At 65.1% G+C, this 14371-nt stretch carries 15 protein-coding genes; 8 read left to right on the top strand and 7 right to left on the bottom strand.

Going from position 1 to position 14371, the window contains the following annotated elements:
- Positions 1-163: 163 nt before the first annotated feature.
- Positions 164-436 carry a phosphopantetheine-binding protein gene (locus A3M7_RS0100725; protein ID WP_027542186.1) on the bottom strand — a complete coding sequence of 91 codons (273 nt, stop codon included), beginning with the start codon at positions 434-436 and terminating at the stop codon, positions 164-166.
- Between the two features lie 353 nt (positions 437-789).
- On the opposite strand from A3M7_RS0100725, the gene A3M7_RS0100720 reads away from it, so the two are divergent.
- From A3M7_RS0100720 to A3M7_RS0100705, 4 genes are all read left to right on the top strand, one after another.
- Positions 790-2007 carry an acyl-CoA dehydrogenase family protein gene (locus A3M7_RS0100720; protein WP_027542185.1) on the top strand — a complete coding sequence of 406 codons (1218 nt, stop codon included), beginning with the start codon at positions 790-792 and terminating at the stop codon, positions 2005-2007.
- 63 nt (positions 2008-2070) lie between these two features.
- On the top strand, positions 2071-3051 hold the full coding sequence (locus A3M7_RS0100715; RefSeq protein ID WP_027542184.1) for an amino acid--[acyl-carrier-protein] ligase: 981 nt from the start codon (positions 2071-2073) through the stop codon (positions 3049-3051).
- Positions 3052-3146: 95 nt separating this feature from the next.
- Positions 3147-4022 (top strand): hypothetical protein, encoded by an 876-nt coding sequence (locus A3M7_RS0100710; protein ID WP_027542183.1) that lies wholly within the window; start codon positions 3147-3149, stop codon positions 4020-4022.
- Positions 4023-4394: 372 nt separating this feature from the next.
- A complete protein-coding gene (locus tag A3M7_RS0100705; RefSeq protein WP_027542182.1) occupies positions 4395-7262 on the top strand; it encodes a PAS-domain containing protein in 2868 nt (955 codons plus the stop codon).
- A gap of 13 nt (positions 7263-7275) precedes the next feature.
- Here the strand turns inward: A3M7_RS0100705 and A3M7_RS0100700 are convergent, their stop codons facing one another.
- On the bottom strand, positions 7276-7740 hold the full coding sequence (locus A3M7_RS0100700; protein ID WP_027542181.1) for a MarR family winged helix-turn-helix transcriptional regulator: 465 nt from the start codon (positions 7738-7740) through the stop codon (positions 7276-7278).
- Between the two features lie 97 nt (positions 7741-7837).
- Between A3M7_RS0100700 and A3M7_RS0100695 the strand changes: the two genes are divergently transcribed.
- Positions 7838-8206 (top strand): antibiotic biosynthesis monooxygenase, encoded by a 369-nt coding sequence (locus tag A3M7_RS0100695; RefSeq protein ID WP_027542180.1) that lies wholly within the window; start codon positions 7838-7840, stop codon positions 8204-8206.
- A gap of 74 nt (positions 8207-8280) precedes the next feature.
- Here the strand turns inward: A3M7_RS0100695 and A3M7_RS43645 are convergent, their stop codons facing one another.
- A complete protein-coding gene (locus A3M7_RS43645; protein WP_156936799.1) occupies positions 8281-8436 on the bottom strand; it encodes a hypothetical protein in 156 nt (51 codons plus the stop codon).
- 130 nt (positions 8437-8566) lie between these two features.
- Complete coding sequence (locus A3M7_RS0100685) at positions 8567-10258, bottom strand: bifunctional diguanylate cyclase/phosphodiesterase (protein ID WP_027542179.1); 1692 nt, start codon at positions 10256-10258, stop codon at positions 8567-8569.
- Positions 10259-10479: 221 nt separating this feature from the next.
- On the opposite strand from A3M7_RS0100685, the gene A3M7_RS0100680 reads away from it, so the two are divergent.
- A complete protein-coding gene (locus A3M7_RS0100680) occupies positions 10480-10740 on the top strand; it encodes a hypothetical protein (RefSeq protein WP_027542178.1) in 261 nt (86 codons plus the stop codon).
- A 6-nt stretch (positions 10741-10746) separates the two neighbouring features.
- On the opposite strand, the gene A3M7_RS0100675 is transcribed toward A3M7_RS0100680, so the two are convergent.
- From A3M7_RS0100675 to mtgA, 3 genes are all read right to left on the bottom strand, one after another.
- Positions 10747-11400, bottom strand: coding sequence for a hypothetical protein (locus tag A3M7_RS0100675; RefSeq protein WP_027542177.1), 654 nt, complete (start codon positions 11398-11400; stop codon positions 10747-10749).
- 144 nt (positions 11401-11544) lie between these two features.
- Complete coding sequence (gene rpmF / locus A3M7_RS0100670; RefSeq protein WP_007598106.1) at positions 11545-11727, bottom strand: 50S ribosomal protein L32; 183 nt, start codon at positions 11725-11727, stop codon at positions 11545-11547.
- Between the two features lie 168 nt (positions 11728-11895).
- Positions 11896-12570 (bottom strand): monofunctional biosynthetic peptidoglycan transglycosylase, encoded by a 675-nt coding sequence (gene mtgA / locus A3M7_RS0100665; RefSeq protein ID WP_027542176.1) that lies wholly within the window; start codon positions 12568-12570, stop codon positions 11896-11898.
- 161 nt (positions 12571-12731) lie between these two features.
- On the opposite strand from mtgA, the gene A3M7_RS0100660 reads away from it, so the two are divergent.
- Entirely contained in the window at positions 12732-13655 is a 924-nt protein-coding gene (locus tag A3M7_RS0100660) for a polyprenyl synthetase family protein (RefSeq protein WP_027542175.1), read from the top strand.
- Between the two features lie 7 nt (positions 13656-13662).
- On the top strand, positions 13663-14349 hold the full coding sequence (locus A3M7_RS0100655; protein WP_027542174.1) for a DUF1345 domain-containing protein: 687 nt from the start codon (positions 13663-13665) through the stop codon (positions 14347-14349).
- The last annotated feature ends 22 nt before the right edge of the window (positions 14350-14371 follow it).

Below are 14371 nucleotides of genomic sequence, written 5' to 3'. Positions count from 1 at the left end.
GCGCTCGCCGCACATTCGGTGTCGTCCTGGCGAAGGCCAGGACCCATACCGCGGAATCTATCGGTGATAAGGCGGCATCAGTACCGCCCGACGACTATTCTTCGTCAAACTCCTCCCTGGGGTAATGGGTCCTGGCTTTCGCCAGGACGACCCCGGAGAATGATCAAGCCGCGGTCGCCGGCTGCAACTGGGTCATCACCATCCGCTCCAGCGTCTCGACGGACTGGAAATTCTCCGGCGTGATCTCCGACTGCGGAATGGTGAAGTCGAACTCGGCTTCGACGCCGAGCATCAGGTTGACCATGTCCATCGAGGTCAGGCCGACGTCGACGAGCTTTGCCGACGGCGTGACGTCCGCGGCGAGCGCGTTCTGTTCGAGGATGCCCTTCACCAGCTTGATGATGCGATTGCGCACGTCGGTATTGAAGGCCTGCATCGGCAAATTCCCGTTTGTCTAATCGGACCGGACTGCCGCCTACGATGGGCAGGGACGTCCGATCCCGCAATGCCCGGCACCATTACTTCGCGTTTCTTAGTAAACGATGACTCAGATTGTCTGGAATCCTGGCTTCTTCCAGATCCCTAACGTGATCACGGAAATTCCGACCATGCCAACAACCGGCCCTTAACTGTTCGTTCGGAATTTGGCTTTGTTTACCCTGTATTTCATCGACGAATTTGAATTAAATCCGTAGCCTCGTCTCACAAGCAAAGATGGTCGGAGGATCGCTTACACGGCATCGCGAATGATGCCGGCGATCTCGAACGGCAAACCGGAGGCGGACGAGTATGAACGTGCGTGAAGCAGTCCTCACTGTCGACGAAACGCAGACGAGCCTCCTCGAGCAGGGTCCCTCCCTGATCGAGCGCGCCACCCGAACCGCTGCAGCGGCAGCGGCCGACGCAGACGGGGTCGATCGCGACGCCCGCTTCCCGCACAAGGCTTTCGACATCGCACGTGAGCAGAAATTGCTCGGCGTCATGATCCCGGTCGAGTTCGGGGGCTTCGGCGCCTCGATCTACGACGTCACCGATATCTGCTACACGCTCGGGCGGGCCTGTGCCTCGACCGCGATGATCTACGCAATGCACCAGACCAAGGTCGCCTGCGTCGTCAGGCACGGCCACGGCATTCCCTGGATGGAAACCATGATGCGCCGGGTCGCCCGCGACCAGTGGCTGCTCGCCTCCTCCACCACCGAAGGCCAGAACGGCGGCAACATCCGCGCCAGCGCGGCCGCCGTCGACGTCGCCGGCGACACCGTCTCGCTGCTGCGCGACGCCACCGTGATCTCCTACGGCGCCGAGGCCGACGGCCTCGTCACCATCGCCCGCCGCGCCACCGACGCCGCCGCCTCCGACCAGGTGCTGCTGGCGCTCGCCAAGGACGATTACTCGCTGAAGCGGACGCTGGGCTGGGAAACGCTCGGCATGCGCGGCACCTGCTCCACCGGTTTCGAGCTGAGGGTCGACTGCCCGTCCGACCGTGTCTTCCCGGAAGCCTACGACAAGATCCATGCCCAGACGATGACGCCGTTCGCGCATCTGTGCTGGTCCTCGGCCTGGGCCGGCATTGCCGCCGCGGCCGTGACGCGCGCGCAGGCCTTCATCCGCAAGGCGGCCCGCAGCTCCGGCGGCCAGATGCCGCCGGCGGCTGCGCATTTCACGGCCGCGAAGATGTCGCTGGCAAAGCTCCGCGCGTTGATCGCTGCCAATATCGACGCCTTCGCCCGTGCAGAACACGACGAGCGCGCGCTCGGCTCGCTCGACTTCCAGTCGTCGATCACGCTTCTGAAGGTGCAGGCCTCCGAGCTCGCAGTCGAGACCGTGATGCATGCGATGCGCACCGCGGGTCTTTCCGGCTATCGCAACGACGGCGAATTCACCATGGGCCGTCACCTGCGCGACGTGCTGTCGTCGCCGATCATGATCAACAACGACCGTATTCTGGCCAACGCCGCGACCTCGACGCTGATGAGCGGCATTCCGGCGAGCCTTCGGGACTGACACTTTTCGAGACTGACGTGCCTTCGCCCAATAAGAACAATTTCAGATAGCAGGAAGTCGAATATGAACATTGCTGTTCTCCCCAACTCGCCTGACACCGCGCCGCAAATCTCGGATCCGCTCGATCATCTCGCCGACAAGCTGTTCCACAGCATGGGCTCGGACGGCGTCTATGCCCGCACCGCGCTCTATGAGGGCATCGTCGAGCGGCTCGCCGCGTTGATTACCAGCCATCGCGAAGCCGGCACCGAAGCGCTGCGCTTTCCACCGGTGATGAGCCGCGCCCAGCTCGAGAAGTCCGGCTATCTCAAGAGCTTTCCGAACCTGCTCGGCTGCGTCTGCGGCCTGCACGGCACCGAACGCGAGATCAACGCCGCGGTCAGCCGTTTCGACGCCGGCGGCGACTGGACCACGTCGCTCTCGCCGGCCGACCTCGTGCTGTCGCCGGCCGCCTGCTACCCCGTCTATCCGATCGCGGCGAGCCGCGGTCCTTTGCCGAAGGGCGGCCTCCGCTTCGACGTCGCCGCGGACTGCTTCCGCCGCGAGCCGTCGAAACATCTCGACCGGCTGCAATCGTTCCGGATGCGCGAATATGTCTGCATCGGCACGCCCGACGACGTTTCCGATTTCCGGGAGCGCTGGATGGTGCGTGCGCAGGCGATTGCCAGCGATCTCGGCCTGACCTTCCGCGTCGACTATGCCAGCGACCCCTTCTTCGGCCGCGTCGGCCAGATGAAGGCGGTGAGCCAGAAGCAGCAGCAGCTCAAGTTCGAGCTCCTGATCCCGCTGCGCTCGGAAGAGCAGCCGACCGCGTGCATGAGCTTCAACTATCACCGCGAGCATTTCGGCACGACCTGGGGCATCCAGGACGCCAATGGCGAGCCGGCCCACACCGGCTGCGTCGCCTTCGGCATGGACCGGCTCGCGGTCGCCATGTTCCACACGCACGGCACGGACCTTTCGGCCTGGCCCGCCAAGGTGCGGGACATCCTCGGCCTGCAGCCGCATGTCGCGGCCGATGCCCATGGCGAGGGCTGGCGCTAGAGCATGATCCGGAAAAGTGCGAAGCGGTTTTCCGAAAAGATCATGCTGAAACGATAGACCGAACGAGGCCTGCCATTTCCACGGGTAAGACGCGCGTGATCCACACCAAGGTCAGATGCCGCGAGATCACCGAGGCCGACGTCGATGCGGTCGCGGACCTGCTGACGCGCGGCTTCGTCGGCCGCTCGCGCAATTACTGGATGCAGGGCCTGCGCCGACAGGCCTTCCGGCCCGTGCCGGAGGGCTATCCGCGCTTCGGCTACATGCTCGACAATGACGGCACGCCGGTCGGCGTGCTGCTGCTGATCTACACGGCACGGAAGGACTGCGAAGAGACCGCGATCCAGTGCAATTTGTCCAGCTGGTATGTCGATCCGGCCTATCGCAACTACGCTCCGCTGCTGACCAAGATCGCGCAGCGGCACAAGGACGTGACCTATCTCAACATCAGCCCGGCGCCTTGGACCTGGCCGATCATCGAGACGCAGGGTTTTCGCGCCTATTGCCGCGGCATTTTCTTTTCGGTGCCTGCGCTGGCGCGGCCCCCGCGCTGGAGCAAGATCGAAGTCGTCTCGCAGCACGCCAAGACGATCGAGGGACTTTCCGAGGCCGGGACCGAACTGCTGACGCGGCATGCGCGCTACAATTGCCTCAGCCTCGTCTGCCGCACGCCGCAGGGAACCTTCCCCTTCATCCTGCAACCGGTGCGCATCCGCCGCGGCTTCATCGCGCCGCCCGCGATGAAGCTGATCTACTGCCGCAGCGCCGCCGAGTACGCCGCCTGCGCAGGCCGCATCGGCCGGCTGCTGCTGCGGCTCGGCAAGATCGCGGTGGCTCTCGATGCCAACGGCCCCGTTCCCGGCCTCGTCGGTATTTATACTGAGCGGCGTGGCCGCAAATATTTCAAGGGCCCGCACCAGCCGCAACTCGCCGATCTCACCGACACGGAACTCGTGCTCTACGGGCCATGAGGCTGGTCTAGCCTCATACTTATTGTCGTCCCGGCGAAGGCCGGGACCCATACCGCGTTAGCTCGGTGCTTGTACCGCCGCAAGATCCTTCCACAACCAGTCTTCGCCAAACTTCTCCCTGTGGTTATGGGTCCCGGCCCCCCGTGCGCAATTGCGCACTAGGCCGGGACGACACCGAGATGTCGCGCGCGCCCGCCCAACTCTGGCTTGCAACCACCTTCGCACTCGCGCATGCGCCTCACGCACTCTCCCCACCGCCAGTCACCCTCCGTAAACTACTGCGCTTAAGGGAATTTTCCGGGGTCTTCGTTACCCTCGGTGCTCGAATTACGCTGCGTTAAGTCGATTGCCCGCCGAGATCACGCCGACCCCATGACGTCGACCTGCGATAACGAGCTTGGTGCACGCCGCGAGCAGGGCCCGGAGGCCCTGGTCGCGCTGAGCCAGCTTGCGCTCGACCACATGGAGCAGGGCGTCTGCGTCTACGATGCCGACAACAGGATCGTGCTGGTCAACCAGCGTTACCTCAGCCTGTTCGACATGTCGGCCGATGTCGTGCGGGTGGGTACGAGCTATCGCGAGGTGCTCGCGCACAGCGCGACGCGTGGGAATTTTCCGGAAAGCGAGCTCGACACGCTGTATTCGACGCGGATCGCGCAAATCGCAGGCGGCAAGCCGTTCCGTACCGAGCAACGGCTGTCGACCGGCCTCGTCATGGCACTCGAGCTGAAGCCGCTTCCCGGCGGCGGCTGGATGACGATCTGCGACGACGTCAGCCGCCTCGCCCGGCTCGAGGCGGAATTGCGCGTGCAGACCGAACGCAGCCAGCATGCGCTCGCCAACATGTCCCACGGCCTCATCATGTACGGCGCCGACAGCCGCCTCGTCGTCTGCAACGAACGCTTCCTGAACCTCTACAACCTCGACCCCGAAATCGTGAAGCCGGGCGTCACGCACAGCGCGGCCATCGAACACTGGCTCTCGCGCGGCAATACGCCGGGCATGTCGGCCGACGAATTCCGCGACACCAGGCTCGAGGACGTGCGCGGCCAGAAGGCGAAGGCGCTGCTGGTGATGCGCTACGACGGGCGGATGGTGCAGGCGGTCTCCCGCTTCCTGCCCGACGGCGGCTGGGTGACGGTGCACGAAGACGTCACCGAACGGCTGCAATACGAGGAGACGCTGAGGCAGCAGAACTTCATCCTCGACGCGGCGATGGAGAACATGGCGCACGGGCTCGCCTTCTACGACAGCGACATGCGCCTGCGCGTCTGCAACACCACCTACCGCAAGATCTACTGGCTGTCGCCGGAGGAAACCAGGCCCGGCACGCATCTCGGCGAGCTGATCGAACGATCGATGGCGAACGGCGCGTTCGCTTCGGAATACAGCCCGCAACAGCTCCTGGAAGCCGCCAGCGCGCGGATCGCGAATCGCGATTCCTCGCCGATGCGCCGGCGCATGACGAACGACACCGTGATCTCGGTGCGCTATTGCGCACTGGCCGAGGGCGGCTTCGTCGCCACCTATGAGGACATCACCGAGCGCGAACGCGCGATCGAGGAGCTGAGCGAGCAGTATCGCCGCTTCGACGCGGCGCTGAACAACATGAGCCAGGGCCTGTGCATGCTCGATTCGAGCCTGCGCGTGATCGTCTGCAATCGCCGCTACATCGAGATGTACGGGCTATCGCCCGACGTTGTGAAGCCGGGCATTTCGATGCGCGAGATCATGGATCACAGCTGCGAGCTCGGCATCCATCCGAACACGACCAGCGCCAGGCTCTACGCCGACTATGTCGAAAGGCTGCGCGAGGGCGAGCACACGCTGCACCGCCATTTGAGCGACGGCCGTATCATCAAGCTCAATCACAAGCGGATGGAGCTTGGCGGCTGGGTCGTCACCTATGAGGACGTCACCGAGCGTCACAAGGCCCAGGCCCGCGTCGCGCACATGGCCCGGCACGATTCGCTCACCGACCTGCCCAACCGCACGCTGTTCCGCGAGAAGATGGGCGAGGGACTGAACCAGGTCGCGATCGCCGGCGGCGCCATGGCGGTACTGTGCTTCGACCTCGACAATTTCAAGACCGTCAACGACAGGCTCGGCCATGCCGCCGGCGATCGCCTGCTGCGCTGGGTCGCCGCGCGCCTGAAGGAGAATGTCGGCGAGCACGACACCGTCGCGCGCCTCGGCGGCGACGAGTTCGCCGTTCTCCAGCGCGGCCCGCAGCCGCAGTCGGCCGAAAAGCTCGCCCGCCGCCTGGTCGAGATCCTCGGCCACCCGCCGCCGCTGGAAAGCCAGTCGATCCATGTCGGCGCCTCCGTCGGTATCGCGATCGCGCCCGATCACGGGCTCGATGCCGACGAGCTGATGAAATGCGCCGACCTCGCGCTGTACCAGGCCAAGGCCAGGGGGCGCGGCGCCTATCAGCTGTTCGAACCCGAGATGGAGGAAGAGGCCCGCAGCCGGCACGCGCTGGAGCACGATCTGCGCGGCGCACTGGAGGCGCGTGAATTCCACCTGGTGTTCCAGCCGCAGGTGCGGCTCGACTCCTCCGAGCTCACCGGCTTCGAGGCGCTGCTGCGCTGGAAGCATCCCTCGCGCGGCTTCGTCTCGCCGGCCGAGTTCATTCCGATCGCCGAAGAGAACGGGCTGATCGTGCCGATCGGCGAATGGGTGCTGCGCACGGCCTGCGCGACCGCGGCGTCCTGGCCCGATGTCACGGTCGCGGTGAACCTGTCGCCGGTGCAGTTCCGCTCGCGCGGGCTGGCGGCGATGGTCACGAGCGCGCTCGCGGAAGCCGGCCTGCCGCCGCAGCGGCTCGAGCTCGAGGTCACCGAGACCGCACTGCTCGACGACAGCGAGGCGACGATCGAGATCTTGCACCAGCTTCGCGCACTCGGCGTGCGCGTCAGCCTCGATGATTTCGGCGTCGGCTATTCCTCGCTGAGCTATCTGCGCAAGTTTCCGTTCGACCGCATCAAGATCGACCGCTCCTTCGTCGGCACGCTCGGCGAAAGCCCGGAGAGCGTCGCCATCGTCCGCACCATCGCGAGCCTCGGCTCCGTGCTCGGCGTCGAGACCACGGCTGAGGGTGTGGAGACCGAGGAGCAGCTCGACTTCGTGCGCGAATGCGGCTGCACCGCGGTGCAGGGCTATTACTTCGGCAGACCGTGCCCGGCGACCGAGGTCGGGCGCACCATCGAGACGCTGAACGCGGTTCGCCGCGTCGCGTGAGGCTGCTGCGTGATCAATCCTCGCCGGTTCCTTCGAGTCGATCACGCAGAGCGTTGAGCACTCGGTGGGCGATCTCGACCTCCTTCACTGACAGCCCATCCGACAGGTCGTTGACCCACGGGACCTGCAAGCGGCCGGCCGCATCATAGATCTGCCTGCCCTTTTCAGTGAGCACCACAAGCTGCGCCCGGCGATGATGCGGGTTGACCTCGAACACAACGAGACCGTCGCGCTCGAGGTCGTTGACGATGCGCTGCACGTTCTGGCGATTGGCGCCGAGATTGCGGGCGAGCCAGGCGACCGGCTCCGGGCGCTCGGCGTCGGCGATCGCCCCCAGGATCTGCCAGCGCGCACTGGTGAGGCCGAGCGACGTCACCAGCCGATCGCCGGCGGTCAGAAGCAGGCTGTTGGCACGGAACAGGTCGAGGATGAGGCCGGTCAGGGCTTCGCCCGCCGGGGTCCGCTTGGTCTTGCTCATTTGGCACTACTATTCCGTATTGACATCATAATGTCAATTGGCTATGTCCCAGACTGTCGAATTGACATGATGATACCAAATTGACCGGAGCAATGTCATGCCTCAAATGCGTCCCCTCGACCCTGCCTTCCCGATCGACCGTCAGATCGCGCTCGAAACCGGTCCCGTGGTGCTCGTGAACGTGTTCACGCTCGACGCCCAGGATGAGCAGAGCTTCCTCAAGACGTGGCAGGACGACGCCGCCTTCATGAAGCGCCAGCCCGGTTTCATCTCCACCCAGCTTCACCGCGCAATCGGCGACAGCCCGACCTATCTGAATTACGCAATTTGGGAATCCAACGCACATTTCCGCGCCGCGTTCACGCACCCGGAATTCCGCGCCAAGATTGCGGTCTACCCCGCATCCGCCGTCGCGAGCCCGCATCTGTTTCAGAAGGTCGCGGTAGCAGGCATTTGCGTGGCGTAGCGGCCACATCGTCATTGCGAATGCAGCGAAGATCGTAGGGTGGGCAAAGGCGCACTTGCGCCGTGCCCACCAATTTAACGCGTGTTGCTGGCTCGAACTGCGAAGCGCGCCGTCTGAAGCGCTTCGATCACTTTATCCAAGTCCTCCAGACCCAGCACGACCTCCAAATCGCTACCGTGCCTCAACGACAACGCCAATCCGGCAAGATTGTCCATAACGCGCACCAGCACGAGAGCCTCATCGCCGCTCTCACGATCTACGACGCTTATCGGAGGAATTGTCACCCGACGTACTCTCCTACTTCGTACAGCGCCTCTTGAAACCGGTGGGCACGCTTCGCTTTACCCACCCTACGGCTTCTCAGCCCGCCGCAGGCAGCACGCTGTCCGGCGCACTCCACGGACGCTCTGCTGACGCCAGCCCGATGAGACGGCCCTGGATGTAGTCGCAGCCCCAGTCGCGCAGCATGTTTGCCGCCTCGTCGTCCTGCACCCATTCGGCGACCGTCTTGATGTCGAGGCGGCGGGCGAGGTCGATCAGGGTCTGCACGAAGGCGCGATCGTCGGCGGAGCGGGTGATGTTCTGCACGAAGGCGCCGTCGATCTTGACGATGTCGACGCCGAGCTTGCGCAAATTGCGGAACGAGGTGTAGCCGGCGCCGAAATCGTCGATGGCGATGCGGCTGCCGAAATTCTTCAGCCGGGTGACGAAGCCGCGGACATCGTCGATGTCCTGGATCGCGACCGTCTCGGTGATCTCGACGATCAACCGCTCGGCGACGCCGGGATGGGCCAGCATCAGCGACTCGATTCCCGCCCACCAGTCCGGATCCATGGTGGTGTCGGGCGAGATGTTGAGGCTGAGACTGACATCGGGCGCGGCCGCGAGCTCGGCGACCACGAGCTCGAGCACGCGGTGATCGACGAGGCGGATGAGGCCGAGCCGCTCGGCGACCGGCACGATGTCGGGCGCGAGCAGCACCTGGCCGTCGCCCTGGTCCATCCGCACCAGGCATTCATGGAACGCACGCTCGCGCGAGACGGCCGAGACCACCGGCTCATAGGCGAGCTTGATGCGGCGCTCGTTCAGTGCGGTGACGATCTCGTCGGTGACGCGGATGTTGACGCGGCGCTGCGCGTCGCGCGTGGCATCCGGACGCCACGCCGCGAACGAGCCGGAACGCCGGCGCTTTGCCGCGTCGAGCGTCTCATGGGCGCGGTTGACCGCCTCGTCCGTATTGCGGGCATAGCGCGGCACGCTGACCGCGCCGATCGAGGCGGTGACCGAGACCGGACCGGATTTCGTCGGCACCACCTCGTCGCGGATACCGGCGAGGAAACGCTCGGCCGCGACGTTCATGTCGTCGATGGTGCAGTTCTTCAGGATCAGGCCGAACTTGTTGCCGGAGAAGCGCCCGAGCACGTCGCCGCCGCGCAGCCGCGCGCGAATGCGTTTGCCGACGTCGAGGATCACGGCGTCCGCAACGTCGAAGCCGAAGGCGTCGTTGACGCGGGCGAGATGATCGATGCCGACCAGCATGAAGGCCGCGGTCGAGCGGAAGCGGGTCGTCTCCTCGATCGCCTCGGCCAGCGCCGCGATCAGGTGGGAGCGGTTGAGCTCGCCGGTCAGCGGATCGAGCCGGGCCAGCCTGGTCAATTCCTCGTCGCGGGCGTGGCGCTCATTGTTGATGCGGACGGAGCCGATCGCGCGGACCGGGCGGCCGTCGGGGCCGGCGAACCAGCGGCCGGTCTCCTCGACCCAGACCACGGGATCGGAGGCGCTCATGCGCACGCCGTATTCGAGCCGGTAGGGCGTGCCGTCGGCGCCGTGCACGGCGGAGGTCTGCGCCAGCGCGGCGGTCCGCAGCGACGGCGCGGGCTCGATCAGCTTGGCGAATTCGGCGCCGGTCGCGAGCCGCTTGGCGGGGATGCCGGGGAAGACGGCACTGAGCTGCTCACCCCAGACGATGACGTCGCTGGCGATGTCCCAGGCGAACACGGCCTGGCCGAGCGCGGCCAGGATGTCGGAGGCTTGCGGCAATGCGGGGGTCAATATCGCCTCGTTTCGGGACAGCGGGGAGTCCTGTGCCGGCACAGGATAGAGCCAGATTCGCCCCCAACCCTAGGCAAAGTTGATAAACAATTTGGAAACCATGTTTCGGGGCGGTGCGGAACCAAACCGGCCCGGCCGGCATAGGCCTTGCGAGTACATGACTCGCACCGGCGCCCGCGTCCCGAAACGCGACAATCTTCGCCGGATCAACGGTGATTGCGATGTTGAGTACCGATCGATCGGACTTGGCGGACTACGGCACAGGCTCGGCCCTGGTGCCGCTGCTGCCGACGTTACAGTGGGTTAACAAGGCGCCGATGCCTCGCCCCGATCCGAGCTTCGTCACCCAGCTCATCGCCAATGCCGAGCATTTGCCCCAGGCCAGCCGGCTCCGCCGTGCCTCCTCCGAAGATGCGCGGATGGCCTATGGTAGCAAGCGCCCGCTCGGAAGCGTCAGCGCGCGCACGCGGCAGGTGGCTTGAGATCGATCAGCGCGGCGCTTCAGGCGAAGACGGCGTGCCGTTGCCGTTGCCCGGCTGCAAATGCGGCGAGGGGATTTCCGGCGAGGACGCGCCTTGCACCGGCTTCGGCGCCGGATGGTCCATCAGCACGGATTCAGCCACCGATTGCGCGGAAGGCGCGGGCGGCACCGGCGCTGCTTGCGGTACCGACACCGGCTCGAACTTGGGCTCGGACGCAACGTCCTCCGGCGGCGCCTCGGCCTGGCGCTTGGCCTTGCGCGGCGCCGGCACCGTCGTCTCGGCGACATAGGTGACGCGGCGGCGCGTGCGCTGGGCGATGCCGCCGAGGAAATCGGCCATCGCTAGCAGCACCAGCAGGAAATAGGTGGAGTTGCCGAATTTGGGCCACATCACGAATTCGGCCGCGGCGGCGCCGAACAGGATCAGCGACAGCAAGTGATCCATCAGGAATTTCGCGCCGGGCCGCGCGCCCTTGACCACTTCGAGCAGCAGCAGCACCACGCCAAGCGCGAGCAGGAGATCGGAGAGCGTGACCGGCCAGGTCTCGCCCGTGATCATCGGCACCTTGAACAGCACGTCCGAGAAGGACACGCTGGGCATCAGGAAGGCGATGATGTTGTAGACCGCGAGCGGAATCAGAAGCAGCGGGAAACCGACCATCGGCAAAATGCCTTCTCGATCAAGATATCCGGACAGAACAACGCAGCGGCGAAGCATTCGCTCCGCCGCCGTCACCGTCATATCTCATGGGGTGGCCGAAATCAGGCAGGTCAAATCGTCCCGCCTGAAGAAAAAGTCCTGACCTCAGGACTCTTTCTTCTTCAGGACCTGCCGGCCCTTGTACATGCCGGTCTTGAGGTCGAGATGGTGCGGACGACGGAGCTCGCCGGAGTCCTTGTCTTCCACGTAGGTCGGCTTCTTGATGGCGTCTGCCGAGCGGCGCATGCCACGGCGCGACGGCGAGGTTTTTCTTCTCGGAACGGCCATTTCAATATCCTCTAGGGATTGGTGTTATCAGGGCATCGTCCGCGAGGGACGGCTCAGCACCCGCAATACGAGGCGAGCTGAATGCCGATCAAGGCCGCGCTTATAGAGGAAGGCTGGCCGCAAAGCTAGGCTCTTGGGCCGGAAAATGCGCCCGAAAAGGGCCCGAAATCAGCGATTTTCCCGCCAGCAGGTCGCAAGCGTCGAGGCCTGCGCCCTTGCCACATAGGTCCCGGCCAGCCGCCGGACGCCCGGCCCAGGGTTCCTGGCGCTGCGTTTGACCGGATTCGGCAGGATCGAGGCCAGAAGTGCCGCCTCCCGGGGGGAGAGGCTGGCGGCCGATTTGCCGAAGGCATAGGCGCTGGCCGTCTCCACCCCAAACTGACCCTGCGGACCGAGCTCGGCGATGTTGAGGTAAATTTCCAGGATCCGCGGCTTGGGCAGGACGAAATCGATCCACAACGCCAGCGGGAATTCCAGCGCCTTGCGGATGAAGTCCCGCCCCTGCCAGAGGAACAGGTTCTTCGCCACCTGCTGGGTGATGGTGGAGGCGCCCCGGAACGGCGTACCGTCCTCCTTCGCGTCGTCGATCGCCTCACGCAGCGCGCCCCAGTCGATGCCGTGATGCTTGCAGAAATGAGCGTCTTCGGCCGCCACCACCGAGCGCGGCAGGTAAGGCGACATCGCCGCGAGATCGATCCATTCCCGCTGCATCGGCGCGCCCCGCAAGCTTCGCCAGGCCATCAGCGTCGAAACGGGATGGCCGGTGCGGTAGAACGGCGCGATCACATAGGGCGCGAGAACTACGACCGCGAGCGCTAGCTGCAGGATTTTAACGATGCGCAAATCGACCTTTCCGGCGCAAAATGAAACGCGGCCACGGGCCCAGCCATTAAGTCTGTGATAATTCGGGTCTTTTCCAGCACTTTTTAGGCCTTCCAAACGATTGACTGAGGCGGGCTCATAAAGGATTGTCCCGCCGAATTTTAGTTCTGGAGCCCTTCTTGATGACCGGCACGTCCCCGTCCGATTTCGCCAAACGTCTGGACAAGACCGCTGATGACACCGAGGCCCTGCTCGGGCGCCTCCTGGCGGACGACATCCTGCCCGATGAAATCGCCCGTCCCAAGCGACTGATGGACGCAATGCGCTATTCGAGCCTGAACGGCGGCAAGCGCCTGCGGCCGTTCCTGGTGGTCGAAAGCGCGGCCGTGTTCGGCGTGCCGCGCGAGGCGGCCCTGCTCGCCGGTGCGGCGCTCGAATGCATCCACTGCTATTCACTGATCCATGACGACCTGCCCGCGATGGACAATTCGGACCTGCGCCGGGGCCGTCCCACCCTGCACAAGAAGACCGACGACGCGACCGCGATCCTCGCCGGCGACGGCCTGCTCACGCTCGCTTTCGACATCATCACCCGCGACGAAATCCATCGTGACGCCAATGTGCGGCTGCTCTTGACGCGCGCGCTGGCGCGCTGCGCCGGCATCGGCGGCATGGTCGGCGGCCAGATCCTCGACCTCGCCGGCGAAGGCCGCTTTGGCGGCAACGAGCCGATCGATGTCGCGCGCATCCAGCAGATGAAGACCGGCGCGCTGCTACGCTACGGCTGCATCGCCGGCGCGCTCCTCGGCCAGGCCACGCAAAAGGAATACCAGGCGCTCGACGACTACGGCCGCGCGCTCGGCGAGGCCTTCCAGATCGCCGACGATCTGCTCGACGTTGAAGGCGATGCGGCCGCGCTCGGCAAGCCCTCGGGCCAGGACGCAGCGATGGGCAAGACCACCTTCGTCACCCAGCTCGGCATCGAAGGCGCCAAGCAGCGCGTGCGCGACCTGCTCGCGCGGGCCGACAGCGCGGTCTCGATCTTCGGCGATCGCGCCGCCGTGCTGCAAGCCGCCGCGCGGTTTGTCGCCGAGCGCAAGAACTGACCCTGCAATGACGGGCATCGACAAAGACGATCCCGTCCTCGCGCGCTTCCAAAAAATGTCGCGGCCGATGCGCGTGATTTACGCGCGGCCGCGGACATTCATTTCACTCGGCTTCGGCATCCTGGTGTTTCTGTTGCTGCCCGGCAGCCTGCGGCTGGCGACGCGGCTCGTGCTCGGCTGGGATGCGCTGATCGCGGTCTATCTGGTGCTGGTCTACGTGATGATGCTGAACAACGACCACCAGCACATCCGCCGAAACGCAGCGATGCAGGACGACGGCCGCTTCGTGATCCTGCTGGTGACGGCGATCGGCGCGTTCGCGAGCATCGCGGCGATCGTCGCCGAGCTCGGCGCCCATCGCGGCGCCGCGGAGCTGACGATCGCGATCACCACCATCGCGCTGTCATGGGCCGCCGTGCACACCACCTTCGCGCTGCATTACGCCCACGACTATTACCGGCACCCGCCGGGCGGGTTGCAGTTCCCCAGCGGCGACAAGGAAGACCACGCCGACTATTGGGACTTTGTCTATTTCTCGTTCGTAATCGGCATGACCGCGCAGGTCTCCGATGTCGGCATCACCGACAAGACCATCCGCCGCACGGCGACGGCGCACGGCATCGTGTCCTTCATCTACAACACCGCGCTGCTGGCGCTGACGGTGAACATCGCGGCAAGCGCGATTGCGACGTGATCCCCCGATATCGTCCCGGCTC

It is taken from the genome of Bradyrhizobium sp. WSM2254 (assembly GCF_000472645.1).
In the GTDB taxonomy this organism is placed as follows: Bacteria; Pseudomonadota; Alphaproteobacteria; order Rhizobiales; family Xanthobacteraceae; genus Bradyrhizobium; species Bradyrhizobium niftali.
This window is presented reverse-complemented; position numbering and strand designations above follow the sequence as displayed.